This is a genomic window from Simiduia sp. (assembly GCF_058345725.1).
The window spans coordinates 91,461-106,175 of record NZ_JBTUOC010000014.1; the positions used below are offsets into that span (position 1 = coordinate 91,461).

General features: G+C 56.9%; 7 protein-coding genes and 1 pseudogene. 6 read left to right on the forward strand and 2 right to left on the reverse strand.

Going from position 1 to position 14,715, the window contains the following annotated elements; all coding sequences use genetic code 11:
* The first annotated feature begins 90 nt into the window (after window positions 1-90).
* Entirely contained in the window at window positions 91-2,304 is a 2,214-nt protein-coding gene (locus ACW8F6_RS03840) for a diguanylate cyclase (protein WP_491574521.1), read from the forward strand.
* Between the two features lie 30 nt (window positions 2,305-2,334).
* Here the strand turns inward: ACW8F6_RS03840 and ACW8F6_RS03845 are convergent, their stop codons facing one another.
* Both ACW8F6_RS03845 and ACW8F6_RS03850 read right to left on the reverse strand, forming a co-directional pair.
* Window positions 2,335-3,567 (reverse strand): DUF819 family protein, encoded by a 1,233-nt coding sequence (locus ACW8F6_RS03845; protein ID WP_491574522.1) that lies wholly within the window; start codon window positions 3,565-3,567, stop codon window positions 2,335-2,337.
* Window positions 3,568-3,771: 204 nt separating this feature from the next.
* Window positions 3,772-5,271, reverse strand: coding sequence for a M48 family metalloprotease (locus tag ACW8F6_RS03850; protein WP_491574523.1), 1,500 nt, complete (start codon window positions 5,269-5,271; stop codon window positions 3,772-3,774).
* A 169-nt stretch (window positions 5,272-5,440) separates the two neighbouring features.
* On the opposite strand from ACW8F6_RS03850, the gene ACW8F6_RS03855 reads away from it, so the two are divergent.
* The 5 genes and pseudogenes from ACW8F6_RS03855 to aceF all read left to right on the forward strand — a co-directional run bounded on the left by ACW8F6_RS03855 (window position 5,441) and on the right by aceF (window position 14,706).
* Entirely contained in the window at window positions 5,441-5,689 is a 249-nt protein-coding gene (locus tag ACW8F6_RS03855; protein ID WP_491574524.1) for a sulfurtransferase TusA family protein, read from the forward strand.
* A 45-nt stretch (window positions 5,690-5,734) separates the two neighbouring features.
* Window positions 5,735-6,811: an AI-2E family transporter gene (locus tag ACW8F6_RS03860; RefSeq protein ID WP_491574525.1), complete on the forward strand. Its 1,077-nt coding sequence runs from the start codon at window positions 5,735-5,737 to the stop codon at window positions 6,809-6,811.
* A gap of 77 nt (window positions 6,812-6,888) precedes the next feature.
* The gene (locus ACW8F6_RS03865) at window positions 6,889-9,708 is read left to right on the forward strand and encodes an insulinase family protein (RefSeq protein ID WP_491574526.1); all 2,820 of its coding nucleotides are present in this window, start codon (window positions 6,889-6,891) and stop codon (window positions 9,706-9,708) included.
* 341 nt (window positions 9,709-10,049) lie between these two features.
* Window positions 10,050-12,710: pseudogene (gene aceE, locus ACW8F6_RS03870) on the forward strand (pyruvate dehydrogenase (acetyl-transferring), homodimeric type).
* A 46-nt stretch (window positions 12,711-12,756) separates the two neighbouring features.
* Window positions 12,757-14,706, forward strand: a complete 1,950-nt coding sequence (gene aceF, locus ACW8F6_RS03875; RefSeq protein WP_491574527.1) for a dihydrolipoyllysine-residue acetyltransferase — start codon at window positions 12,757-12,759, stop codon at window positions 14,704-14,706.
* The last annotated feature ends 9 nt before the right edge of the window (window positions 14,707-14,715 follow it).

Genomic DNA, 14,715 nt, shown 5'->3' on the forward strand with positions numbered 1-14,715 from the left:
CGGGCTTTATCGCCTATTTTGCTGCCCATGACTGCACCTGCCGCTCAGTGTTACCCGCGTACTGGCCCGATTTGGCTCTGGCTCTTGGGCATGTGCCTTTCTGCCAGCCTGTGGGCTGAAGCGGTAGACCTCCAACAGGCGCGCGCGCTGCTGGTGACCCAGCCCGCCTTGGTCATCGAGCTCTTGGAGCCCAAGCGAGCGGCTAGCGCGGCCAACGCCGATGAAACTCACCTTGAATTACTTTCCCTACTTACCCGAGCCTATGTGGCTCAATCGCGTTTAACGCTGGCCAGTGATACGGCGCAGGCCCTGCAGCGAGCTGCGCAGGCGCAGCACAATGCGCGTTACCAAGGGGTTGCGCTGCGGGAGTTGGGCCGCATTGCCGCCATTCAAACACGCTACCAGGACGCACTGGCGCTGTACCAGAAGGCGCGACTGCAATTTAATCCAGAGGCCGATCGCCTGGATCGCGGTCTAACATTAAATGCCGAAGCCCACGCGCAGCGCGCGCTATTTCAATATGGCCCGGCGCTTTCCAATGCCCGCAGAGCCTTGGCATTGTTTCGCGAGGTGGGCGCCACCGCGGAAATGGCCGACGCCTTTAACGCAATGGGGGTTATTTTAGAGCGCATGGGCGATTTGGAGGAGGCGCTGGCGGCTCATGCGCAGGCGCTGGACATTCGTCGATCGCTCGCCAATAAACCGGGCGTTGCCGATTCGCTCTACAACATTGGTGAAATTTACCGAGAACTACAGGACTTTGCGGCCGCTGAGGCTTACCTTTCGGAAAGTATCGACCTCGACCGCGCCTTGGATAACCGCAGCAGTCAAGCCTACGGGCTCTACAAACTGGCAGATATTCAGTGCGCCCTAGACAAGTTCGACCTGGCCCGCCAGAACGGCACTTTGGCGCTGGCCATGTTTCAGGAATTGGGCGCCTCAGAAAACATTGCCCATGTACTTACCAACATGGCCAAGTTGGAATATCGGGCAGATAACCTAGATGCCGCCTTAAGCTACATTCAGCAAGCGCAATCTGAAATGCCCTTGCAAGCGGCGCCGGAGCTGCAAGGCAAGCTCGATCTGTACCAGGCGCGTATTCTGTTGCGGCGAGGTGCACTGGCCGAGGCGCAGGCAGTAATTGACCAGAACTTAAGCCATGCCGAGTTGCTGGACAATGAGACTATGCTGGCTTTTTACCGGGCGCTGTCCGACGTCTATGAAGCCCAGGGGCAGGTGGGCAAGGCGCTGGCCACATTGCGCGATCACAATCGGTTGCGCGCCCAGCGACTAAATGAAATTCGCAGTGAATCGCTGGCCAAAGTGCGCGCCAGTGTGGAGTTTTTGCAGCGCGAGCAACAGCTGCAATTGCTGTCCAAAGATAAAAATATTCAGGCGGAAATTGCGGCACATCGCGCCTTTGAGCGCAATGCGATGATTGTCGGCGCGTTGGTATTTTTGGGATTCCTGCTGGCATTGATGGCACGCCACCGTCTGCGCCGTCGCCTAGTGCAGCTGCAATCGCAGGCTGAGTCGCAGGCGCAAGATAATCAGGCGCTCACAGATGCTCTGGCAAACTGCCGCGCCCAATTGGCGCAGGTTGCCCACACCGATCCTCTCACGGGTCTGGCCAATCGCCGGTATTTGCTCGCGCATATTGAGCAGGATTGCGCAAAAAGCATGCGCGACTACCTGAACTGGCTGCAACAACGTGCGCCCTTACCGGTGCAGTCTGATCTGGTGTTTTACCTAGTCGATTTAGATCACTTTAAAAGTATTAACGATCGACATGGACACGCCGCGGGCGACGAGGTGCTAACGCAAATGCAGCAGCGCTTGGCGCAAGTCTTTCGGGATGACGATTACACGGTGCGCTGGGGCGGCGAAGAATTTTTGGCAGTGGCCCGGTGTGGCCAGCGCGAAAATGCTGCGCTGCAGGCCGAGCGTTTGCGAGCGCTGGTGCAGCGTACACCCTTTAAGCTGGGCACTGGCGAGACAGTATTGTTGACGGTGTCCGTCGGTTTCGCCTGCTTCCCTTTTTATACAGACCGTCCCGGTCACTACCGCTGGGATCAAGTGGTAGATATTGCCGATTTGTGTCTCTACGCCGCCAAGCTCAGTGGTCGCAACAGCTGGGTAGGGATGACGGGTGTTGAAGGCCTGGAACATGTGGATACCTTTCAGCGGTTGTTTACCGAACCCGCACAGGTTATCCGCGAGGGCTGGGTCAACCTATACACCTCGCTGGACGGTCCCGATGACCTTGTTTGGCAAAATGAGGACAATGGCTTTAAGCCCAACTGACGCTGGGCTTAGGGTTGACGCGCTAGTGGGCTAGCCGGCAACAACTCGCAGAACCTGCCCGCAGAACCAGGCGGCATAGGTGCCAACTGCGTAACCTAAAACCGCTAGCAGCACGCCCACCGGTGCCAGTGATGGGTGGAATGCGGCGGCAACCACCGGGGCTGACGCAGCACCGCCCACATTGGCCTGTGAACCCACGGCCATATAAAACACCGGCGCTTTTAATACCCTGCACATAATTAACATCATGGCCGCGTGTACAGACATCCAGATTCCGCCTAGCAAAAAGTAGCCGGGATTCTCAAAAATCGCGGTGATGTCCATGTGGGTGCCAATGGTGGCCACCAAAATGTAGATATACACCGAGCCCACCTTGGAGGCTCCGGCACCTTCCAGGTGTTTCGCTCGGGTAAACGACAGCAGCATGCCCAACGTAGTTGCAATAACGATGAGCCAGAAAAAGCCGCTTGTTAGACTAAAGCGCGCTGTACCGGGAAAGTGGGTGGCAAACCAGGGCGCAATGATATCGGCGGCAAAGTGGGCAATGCCGGTAATCACGAAGCCCACGGCGCAAATTAACATCAGATCGGGCAGGGAGGGCAAGCGGGAAATTTCCGCTTGGCGTTTTTCCACGCGCTGGCGCAAGTCTGTAATAGCTGAAGTGTCTGCGCCGATGGATTTATCAATGGCTTCACTGCGGCCGGCCATGATTAAAAGCACAGCCATCCAAAGATTGGCCACAATCACATCCACAGCCACCATCGAGGAGAAAATCTGGTCCGAAACACCAAAGATTTCCTTCATGGCCGTTTGGTTGGCGCTGCCGCCAATCCACGAGCCGGCAATGGTGGTCATCCCGCGCCAAACCTGATCGAGATTGGCGCCCAGTACGTCGGGTATTAGCCAGGACATAATAAGCAATGCCAAGGGCCCGCCAATAACGATACCCAAGGTGCCGGTAAAAAATAAAATGAGTGCCTTGGGCCCCAGGCTCAATATGCCTTTGAAATCGATGCTCAAGGTCAGTAGCACCAAGCTTGCAGGTAGCAGGTAGCGCGAGGCGACGAAGTAGAGTTGGGACTGTTTATCGATAATGCCAAAGGTCGTCAAAAGCGACGGCAAAAAATAACACAGCAGCAGCGCCGGTACGTAGCGGTAAAATCCGCGCAGCAGTGGGTGATTGCTTTGGGATGTGTAAAAGACACCGCCCAAAATGGCGGCCAGCAAGCCCAATTCAACGGCATCATTGGTAATAGGCAACATAGTCACTCTTTCATCATTGGTTTGATTGGCAAAGTTTACGCAATTATGGGACGAACACAGCAGGGGATTACCCAAAAGAAAAGCCCCCGAAGGCGGGGGCTCAAAACTGGCTACCAGTCAGTATGCGCAAGGTTGACCCATGCACAATGAGGAGATACTCAGCCACAATAGCTATTGTCTGTGACAATTACATGACAGTGGCCGCTAGCGCATATCCGCTTTGGCCTGCATTTCCCGTACGTCGCGCACGCGTTCTTGCAGAATGGCCGTGGTGTGGTAGTTGCCTTCCGCCAATTTCAGCGCATTGCGCAATTGCACCATGGCGGCATCGTAAATACCGTTCAAGATAAAGTATTCGGCCCGGGCCTCGTGTACGCCCAGAATATTGCCCGCCAGCCCGTGCACCTCGGCCAGTTGATACCATACCAAGGGGTCTTTCTTGCGGCGGCGGGAGTGGCGCTCCAATACTTGCTCGCTTTGCAGGTAGTAGCCTGCCTTCATCAGCGTGTCGGCATAGGCCATGTTCACGGGGTGACTCTCGGGTGTTTGTTTTAACAGCGCCTGCTGAATGCCAGTGGCCCGCTCGTACTGGCGTTGAGCTGTGTAAATCTCAGCCAGCGCCAGCTGGTATTCCAGTTGCTCTGGCTGCATTTCCAGCAGTGGCGCGAGAGCTTCCTGGGCGCGGTCGGGTTGGCCGGCCTTGATATAGGCCAACGCGAGACCGTAGCGGCTGGCTTCCTTGTGCAGGCTATCGCCTTCAATTTCGCTGGTGAAGCGTTTGATGGCCGCTTGTGGACTTTCCTCTTGCATCAGTAACACGCGGGTGCGCATCAGGTGAAAAGTCAGGCTCTGCGAAAATTGGCGCCGAGGGAATCGCGAGGCGCGATTCATCGAGTCGGCAATGCGCGATTCGGTCACTGGGTGGGTGAGCAAAAATTCCGGTGGTCGGCGCGAGTAGCGCGTGGTGCGTAGCATCGACTCGAACATTTCGGGTACGGCATAGGGGTCCAGTCCGGCCGCCACCATGGTATCCATGCCCACTCGGTCGGCCTCTTGCTCATTTTGCCGGGAAAATCGCAGCTGGTTATCCAGCGATGCCGCCTGGGTGGCGGCCAGCGCAGCCATGCCGGCATCGCCGCCGGCTGTCGCCATCAGCACTAGGCTGGCCAGCATGGCTGCGGTGGTGGGTATGCTGGCGTTTTGGCGCGCTTCGACACCACGGGCGAAGTGGCGCTGCGACAAGTGCCCCAGCTCGTGCGCCAATACCGAGGCCAGTTGGTTTTCGGTCATGGCGGTCGTGAGTAAGCCCGTGTGCACACCAACTACGCCGCCAGGCACAGCAAAGGCATTCATGGTGGGGTTTTTCACCAACAGTAATTCCAGGCGCTTGTCCTGCAATTGGCTGTAGTCGGCCAGTGTATTGAGCAGGGATTCCAGATAGTCGATCATGAGTGGATCGTGGGCGGTGGGTACCTGGGCCCGGAAGGCCCGCGCCCAGGATTCTCCTAATTCACGCTCTTGCTGCGGTGATACAATGCCGCTGGTGGCGTCACCCAGTGCCGGCAGTTTGACATCTTGGGCCTGTGCCGGCGACAGCAGTGTACCCAACAGGGCAATACAGCAACTTGCCGCGCGCAGTAGGCTGAGCCCAGATCGGCTAGACGGACAAGGTTTGGCGGTAACGGGTGTGTTTTGCGTGGGCACTCACGGCTCTCCCAAAGGTAAACTGTTGCCACTTTATCTGGTTCGCTGTGAAGCCACCAGTCGCGGGCTGGGTTGAACAGCTTAGACGCCGTTTGCGCCCAGTGGTTCAGCCTTTATTCTGCGTGCGCAAGTCGATTAATGGGCCCTGGCCTCATAGTGTGGAGTAGCAATGCACAAGTGTGTGAAACCCGAGCGGGAAGACCTTTTCATCGATGCCTGTGGTCTGGCCTGTCCACTGCCCTTGTTAAAGGCCAAACAGGGCCTGAATTCACTGGCGAGCGGTCAAGTGTTACGCATCCAGGCGTCCGATCCCGGTGCGCAGCGAGATATTCCCGCTTTCTGCGACATCAGTGGCCATCAGCTCCTCTACAGCGAAGCGAGCCACAAGCTATTTTCTTATTGGTTGCAAAAGCGCTAGGATTCGCACCCCACAGGTGCAAACTTGCCCAGGAACTGACCACAAATGCTAAATATTTTCCGCAGTTGGACCCAGCGCTATTTTTACGACGAAGAGGCGGTGGTACTGTTGTTACTGCTCTCGTTAGGCCTGCTCATTGTCATTACCATGGGCACTTTGTTGGCACCGATGATTGCTGCGCTGATTCTGGCGTTCCTGCTGCAGGGGCTGGTGGCGAGGTTGACCCAGCTGGGCGTTTCTCAAGCGCTGTCGGTATGGGCGGCATTTTTAATGCTGGTGGGGGTCATCGTATCGCTAGTGTTGGTGGTCATGCCAATCCTGTGGCGGCAGCTGGGCAATCTAGTGGAAGAGCTGCCGCGCATGGCCCAGGAGGCCAAAGCCCAGATCGCACAGTTACCTAGTAAATACCCTGAATTTGTCTCAGAGGAACACGTGCGCCAGGTGACCAAGGTGGCCAATCTCGAGCTGGGCGAAGTGGGGCAAAGCCTGGTGACTTATTCGGTGGCCAGCCTGCCGATGTTGGTGGCCGCGCTGATTTACCTGGTGCTGGTGCCCATCCTGGTATTCTTCTTTCTTAAAGATCACCGTCAGATTTTGGGTTGGCTGAGTGGCTTCTTACCGCGCCGCCGGCCCATCATGCAACGGGTGTGGCTGGAAATGAACGACCAGATCGCCAACTATATCCGCGGCAAGGCTGTGGAAATATTGATTGTGGGCGCGGTGTCTTACGTGGCCTTCGTTTTTCTGGGCCTGCGCTATTCCCTGCTGCTGGCGATTGCCGTTGGCCTGTCGGTGTTGGTGCCCTACATTGGTGCTGCGGTGGTGACATTACCGGTGGTGATCGTGGGCCTGTGGCAGTGGGGCCTGAGCAGTGAATTTTATTGGCTGTTAGCTATTTATGGTGTTATCCAAGCGCTCGATGGCAACGTCTTGGTGCCGGTTTTATTTTCTGAAGCGGTTAATTTGCACCCGGTGGCGATAATTCTGGCGGTGCTGGTGTTCGGCGGCTTTTGGGGGTTCTGGGGCGTATTTTTTGCCATCCCGCTGGCTACGCTGATTAAAGCGGTGCTCAATGCCTGGCCCACTAAGGTGCCAGCGGACGCAGGTGCGCCCGTTGTTTGAACACCGTAACTAAGGAAAAGATGTTGACTGTATTGCGCTTTCCACCGTGGCTTTGGTGCGTCTTTCTGGGCACCTGTATGCTGCCAGCCGTTGGACTGGCGCAGGTGGCTGGTGACACCCAGGCCGATGCGGACATTGTGCGCTTGGTGCCCCATCAGAGCCCTAATGACCGACGCAGCTATCGCTACCTGACGCTACCCAATGGCCTGCGGGCGCTGCTGGTGTCAGACGCCACCACAGAGCAGTCGGCGGCGGCCTTGCAGGTGGCCGTGGGCAGTGCGCAAGACCCGGTGGGGCGCGAGGGTTTGGCGCATTTTTTAGAGCACATGCTGTTTCTGGGCACGGAGAAATACCCAGAACCCGATGCTTACCAGCAATTCATCAGTAAAAGTGGCGGCCGCCACAATGCTTATACCAGCTTGGATCACACCAATTATTTCTTTGATGTCAGGCCGGAATTTTTACCCGAAGCCTTGCAGCGCTTTGCGCAATTTTTTATCGCACCAACCTTTTCCGAAACCTATGTAGCGCGCGAACGCGAGGCGGTGCACGCTGAATTTCTGGCGAAAATTCAAGACGACGGCCGGCGCGCTAATGCTGTTCTCAATGCGGTAGGCAACCCAGCACACCCGGCATCGCGTTTTTCGGTGGGCAATCTCAACACTCTGGCCGACAGGCCCGACAGCCCAATACGCGACGAACTTATTGCATTTTACCGCGACTATTACGCTGCCAATCAAATGGCGCTGGTGGTTCTGGGGCGCGAATCCCTGGATGCGCTGGAAAAATTGGTGCTGGCGAATTTTAGCGCAGTGCGCAACGCGGACACTGTCCCTTTGAAGCGCGATACGCCACTGTTTACGCCTGAGCAACTTCCCAGCGAAGTGGTCTATCAACCGCTGAAGCAATTGCGCGAGCTGCGCATGCTGTTCCCCGTGCCGGTTGCCACTGCTTACTATCGGGAGAAGCCACTGGTACAGCTGGCGAATATGCTGGGTCACGAGGGGCGTAACAGCTTGCTGTCAGCGCTGAAACACGAGGGTTTAGCGGAATCCCTCTGGGCCGGTGAGAGCGACCTTGGCCCCTATGGCAGTACCTTTGTCATTTCTGTGGCCCTGACCGAGAAAGGTTTGGCACAGCGCGAGCAAGTGAAGCGCTGGATATTTGCCACTATCGAGCTGATACGCAAGCAGGGCCTAGACCCCTGGCGGTTTGAGGAGTTAAAACAGCTAGCGGCCATTAATTTTCGTTTTCAGGAAATGCGCAACCCCGCCAGCCTTGTGCAGGGCCTGGCCAGCGCCATGCATCGCTATCCACCGGAGGATGTGCTGCAGGCACCGTACCTCTACAGTAATTTTGATCCTAGCCTGCTCAACCTTTATTTAAAATATTTAGTGCCCGACAACGCCTTGACCCTGGTGGCGGATAAACGCGCCGAGTTTGATCGCGTAGCGCCTCTGTATCAAACGCCCTATCGCATCAATGCGGCCAAGCCAGTGAAGACATTAAAGGCCGCGCAATTGGCCCAATTGAAATTGCCGCGCCCTAATCCATTTGTACCCGGCCGATTACAGGTGCGCGACGTGGTCAGCAAAAGCCGCTTTCCCGAGCGCATGATCAATGAGCGCAATCTGCGCCTGTGGTTTAAGCAGGACGACGAATTTAATTTACCCCGCAGTGTCATTCGTATTCAGTTGCGCTCGCCGGCGGTGGCGGCGGGCATACAGGGCCGCGTGCAGGCGGACCTCTATGCCGCCATGGTGCTGGACGAGCTCAACGAATACAGCTACCCAGCATTTCTCGCAGGCCTGGGCTTTGATATTCGCGCCACTGCCCGCGGCTTTGATATTACAGTGGCGGGCTACAACGACCGCCAGGGGTTGCTTCTCACGGAAATACTAGAGGCCATGGTAAGCCCCCGCTTGGATTCAGCGCGCTTTGCCAATCTGCGCTCGGAATTAATGCGGCGTACGCAAAACGGCAACAAGCAGCCGCCCTATATTCAGCTCATCCAACAGCTGGTGCCAACACTGTACAGCCCGGCCTGGCCGGCCCACGAGTTGGTTGAAGCGCTAGGCAATACCGGTCTGGCGGATCTGAAGCGATTTAGCCGCAGCTTTGCCGAGGGCAGTCAAGTGGACATGTTGGCCTACGGCAACCTGCTGCCCGCCGAGGCTCGCCAGTTGGCGACCCTGGTGGGCCAGCAGTTGGTGCGGGGCCCGGTGGCGAATTTGCCGGGTAGGCTTAAACTGTTGACCGGCACCTGGGGCGGTTACGAGCGCCAGGTGGACGTGATGCACGATGATCACGCGTTGGTGATGTATCACCAGACCCCCGATGACAGCGATCTAGCGCGGGCCCATTTGATGATTTTGGCGCAGAGTATTCGCGCACCTTTTTTCAACAGCTTGCGCACTGAGCAGCAGCTGGGTTACGTGGTGTTTGCCGGGCAAATGCCCATCGCGGACTACCCGGGCCTGGTGTTGGTGGCGCAATCGCCGGGCGCCGATGCGCCGGCCCTGCGCGCGGTTTTTGATGAATTTATCGAGCAGATGCCCGCCTGGTTGGCGGACGATCTAGAGGCACAGCGCGCGGCAGTTATGGCCGAGCTGCAGGAGAAGCCCCGAAATCTGGCCGAGCAAGCGGGCTTGTACTGGGATGATATCGCCGAGGCCGGCCCGCGCGGGCAGGTTGATTTCAACCGTCGTGAGCGGCTGCTGGCGGCTTTGCAGGAGGTTAACGCCGTTACACTCAGAACCTTTGCTTTTCAGGTGTTTGATCCCCAGCGCCGTTTATTGCTGGGTACAGAGCCCATGGCCAAGGCGCCAGAGCCGGTGACTAGAGTCACCGATGTCCATACCTTTAAGGCTGTCGGGCCACACTATATAGTGCCTTGAGGCCGCAGTGAGGCGGGCGCACTGGCGTGCACGTCCATTTCTGTAGAAATATTACAGATGAAACTAATTTAATGTTCGGGCATTCTGGTAATTATTTTCGGTATATCCGCCGGAAAACTCGCATATTCCCCATTTAGCCAGTATTATGACCGCCAATTATCAAATGGCAGTGGCGACTACTGGGTTTGATTTTGTAAAAAAACTACAAGAATGACCGTAGAAGACGCGATTCGCGCTCAAGAATGATTTTTTGAGTGATCATTGCGTCACTTCTATACTCTTTCGATTGTTTATTTCACACGTTGACTACAACCGGCAAGACCGGGTGAAAGGAGAGTTGAATGACAGAGGATATTGATGCCCTCGAAACGCGCGAGTGGCTCGATGCTCTACACGCGGTAATCCGCTACGGTGGCGATGGCCGCGCGGCCTTTTTGCTGAAGCAAATGTTTGACCGGGCCACCATGGCCGGCGTTGAACTACCGGCGGCAATCACCACGCCCTACCGCAATACCATTCCCCCCAAGAAAGAAAAGCGCATGCCGGGCGACCTGTTTATGGAACGCCGCATCCGCTCCTTGATTCGCTGGAACGCGCTCGCCATGGTGATGCGCGCCAACGATAACGACGAGGGTTTGGGTGGCCACATCTCCAGCTTTAGCTCTGCCGCCACCTTGTACGACGTGGGCTTTAACTATTTCTTCCGCGGCAACGACGGCGATGAGTTGGGCGACCTGATTTACTACCAGGGCCACAGCGCGCCCGGTATGTATGCGCGCTCCTTCCTGGAAGGCCGTTTGAGCGAAGATCAGCTCGATAACTTCCGCCGCGAAGTGGACGGCGCAGGCTTGTCCTCTTACCCGCACCCCTGGCTGATGCCCGATTACTGGCAGTTCCCCACGGTGTCTATGGGACTGGGCCCGCTGCAGGCAATTTATCAGGCACACGTGATGCGCTACGCCTCGGCGCGCGGTTTATCGCCACGCGGCGATCGCAAAGTGTGGGCCTTCCTGGGTGATGGTGAGTGCGACGAGCCGGAATCTTTAGGTGCTATCGGGTTGGCCGGCCGCGAAGGCTTGGAAAACCTGATCTTCGTGATCAACTGTAACTTGCAGCGCCTGGACGGCCCGGTGCGCGGCAACGGCAAAATCATGCAAGAGCTGGAAGGCATCTTCCGCGGCGCGGGTTGGAATGTGATTAAAGTGGTGTGGGGTCGCCATTGGGATGCGCTGCTTGAAAAAGACACCACCGGCCTGTTGCAAAAACGCATGGACGAAGTGTGTGACGGCGAGTTGCAAAACTACAAAGCTAACGGCGGTGCCTACACCCGCAAGCACTTCTTCGGTAAATACCCCGAGCTGCTGGAGTTGGTGAAAGATCTGTCCGACGACGACATCATGAAGCTAAACCGCGGTGGTCACGACCCCTACAAAGTGTATGCGGCCTACGCAGAAGCCGTGGCGCACAAGGGTCAGCCCACTGTCATCTTGGCGCAAACCGTGAAGGGTTACGGCCTGGGTGCCGCCGGCGAAGCGGCCAACATCACCCACTCGGTGAAGAAGTTGGATATCGAATCGCTGAAGGGGTTCCGCGATCGCTTCGGCATCCCGATTTCCGACGAAGAATTGAAAACCGTTCCCTATTACCGTCCCGCGCCCGATAGCCCGGAAATGCAGTACATGCACGCCCGCCGCAAGGCCCTGGGTGGTTATTTGCCGGCCCGTCAGGCAGATTTTGAGGCGTTGGAAATTCCGCCCCTGGAAACCTTTAAAGCGCAGCTTAAAGGCACCGGTGAGCGGGAAATTTCTACCACCATGGCCTGGGTGCGTTTTATCTCGACCTTGGTGAAAGACAAGAAAATCGGCGAGCGCGTGGTGCCCATCGTGCCGGATGAAGCCCGTACCTTTGGTATGGAAGGCATGTTCCGTCAGCTGGGTATCTATTCCTCCGGTGGTCAGCACTACGTGCCCCACGATCACGACCAGATCATGTACTACAAGGAGGACAAAAAGGGTCAGATCCTGGAAGAGGGTATTAACGAAGCCGGTGCTATGGCTGCTTGGCTGGCGGCGGCTACCGCCTACAGCAACAGCAACTGCCCGCTGATTCCCTGCTACATCTATTAGTCCATGTTTGGTTTCCAGCGCATTGGCGACCTGGCATGGGCTGCGGGCGACAGCCAGGCGCGCGGCTTCCTGATCGGCGCCACCGCTGGTCGCACCACGCTCAATGGTGAAGGTTTGCAGCACCAGGATGGCCACAGCCATGTATTGGCGAACACCATTCCAAACTGCAAAACCTACGATCCAACTTACAGTTACGAGCTGGCAGTGATCATGCACGACGGCATGAAGCGCATGTATCAGGATAAGGAAAACTGTTTCTACTACATCACCACCATGAATGAAAACTACGTGCACCCCGACATGCCCGTCGGCGCCGAAGATGGCATCATCAAGGGGATGTACTTGCTGAAAGAAGGCAAGAAGACCAAGAAGGGTGGTCAGCGCGTGCAGTTGATGGGTGCGGGAACCATTTTGCGCGAAGTGGAAGCAGCGGCGGAGATTTTGCGCGACGACTTTGGCGTGGAGTCCGATATCTGGAGTTTGACATCCATCAACGAATTGACCCGTGATGGTCAGCGCACGTCGCGCTGGAACATGCTCAACCCGGAAGCTAAGGCGCCGAAAAAAGCCTACATTACCGAGTGCTTAACCGATAGGGAAGGCCCGGTAATTGCCGCCACCGATTACTTGAAAACCTATGCGGAACAGTTGCGTGCCTTTATTCCCGCTGACTATGTGGCGCTGGGTACCGAAGGTTTTGGTCGCTCCGATACGCGCAGTAAGTTGCGCCGCTTTTTCGAAGTTGATCGTCACTTTGTGGTAGTGGCCGCATTGAAAGCCTTGGCTGACCAGGGTGCTATCAAGGCATCGGTAGTGAGCAAAGCCCTTAAACAGTTTGGCATTGATTCCGAGAAACCGGACCCCATGAGCGTGTAAACGCTCGTGGTTCGCTGGACAGGCAGAATTAAGCAAGGAGTAGACCTTGGCTATTGAAACGATCGCGGTGCCCGACATTGGCGGCTCCGAAGATGTAGATGTGATTGAGGTGAGTGTTGCGGTGGGCGACACTATCGAGCTGGAGCAATCCCTCGTGGTGTTGGAAACTGACAAGGCCTCGATGGAAGTGCCCGCCACTGTGGCGGGAAAAATTACCAAATTGTTGGTGAGCGAAGGCGACAAGGTGTCGGAAGGCTCGTTGTTGGTGGAGGTGGAGACCACCGCTGGCGCTAACGAAGCGCCGGCGCCTGCCGCTGAGCCCAAGGCGCCCGCCGCGGAAGCTGCGCCGTCAAAAGCACAGTCAGAAACCGCTGCGCCCGCGGCCAGCAGCGAACAAACCATCGAAGTGCCCGACATTGGCGGTGCCGAAGATGTGGACGTGATCGAAGTCTGCGTGGCCGTGGGCGACCAGGTGAACGAGGGCGATTCGCTGATCGTGTTGGAAACCGATAAGGCCTCAATGGAAGTACCAGCGCCTGTGTCTGGCACCATTGTCAGCCTGGCCGTTAAAGAGGGCGGCAAGGTGTCGCAGGGCTCGGCCATCGGCGTGATGCAGGTGGCAGGCGCTAGCTCTGCCAGCGCAAGTGAGCCGGCACCCGCTGCTGCGCCCGAAGCCAGTGCGGCTGCCGCGCCAGCACCACAGTCGGCGGCGACACCGGCCGGCGAGCAAAACCTGGTGGTGCCGGATATCGGCGGCGCCGAAGGCGTGGATGTTATCGAAGTGTGCGTTGCACCCGGTGACACCCTTAGCGAAGGCGACTCGTTGATTGTGCTGGAGACCGACAAGGCCTCCATGGAAATTCCATCGGCTTTTACCGGTAAAATCAAAAGCCTGTCGGTAAAAGAGGGCGACAAGGTTTCTGCGGGCGACGTGATAGGTGTGATCGAGGTCGAAGGTCAAGCGGCCCCCGCGCCAAGTCCAACGGCGCCCAGTACAGCAGCACCGGCTGCTCCACAGCCTGCGCAAGCGGCGGTGCAGCCTCAGGCGGCGGATGTGGAAGTGGCCGCGGTGGCTGGTTTTGGCGACAGTGTTTACGCGGGGCCCGCGGTGCGCAAATTGGCGCGTCAACTCGGCGTCGATATGGCCAAGATCAAAGGCAGCGGTCCGCGCAATCGCCTGACCAAAGACGACGTACGCACCTACGTGAAAACCATTATCAACGACGTGCAAACAGGCAAAATGTCTGCCGGTTCGGGCAGTGGTATTCCACAGGTGCCGGCCGTAGATTTTGCCAAGTTTGGCCCCGTTGAAATGGTCAGAATGAGCAAGATCAAAAAGGTCACAGCGGCCAATATGCAGCGCAGTTGGTTGAATGTGCCGCATGTCACTCAGTGGGATGACGCCGACATTACCGAGCTGGAAGACTTCCGCAAGAGCATGAAGGCCGACGCGGAAAAGGCCGGTGTGAAACTTACTCCCGTGCCATTCCTGTTAAAAGCCTGTGCCGCGGCACTGAGAGCCGAGCCCAGCTTTAATGTGTCTATGCACCACGATGGTGAGCACATCGTCCAAAAAGACTATGTGCATATCGGTATGGCAGTAGATACCCCCAATGGTCTGATGGTGCCCGTAATCCGCGACGTGGATAAAAAAGGCTTGTACCAACTGGCCGAGGAAGCCACTGCACTCGCCAAAAAAGCGCGCGATGGCAAACTCATGCCAGCTGACATGCAGGGCGGTTGTTTTACCATTTCATCACTGGGGGCCATGGGCGGCAATGGTTTTACACCGATCGTGAATACTCCCGAAGTGGCTATTTTGGGTGTGTCCCGCGCTCAGGTAAAACCCGTGTGGAACGGCAAGGAGTTTGAGCCGCGCAATATGTTGCCGCTGAGCCTGTCCTATGATCACCGGGCAATCAACGGTGCGGATGCCGGTCGCTTCTTTACCTACCTCACTGGCGTGATTGGCGATATTCGCAAATTGCTATTGTGAGGCTTGGTG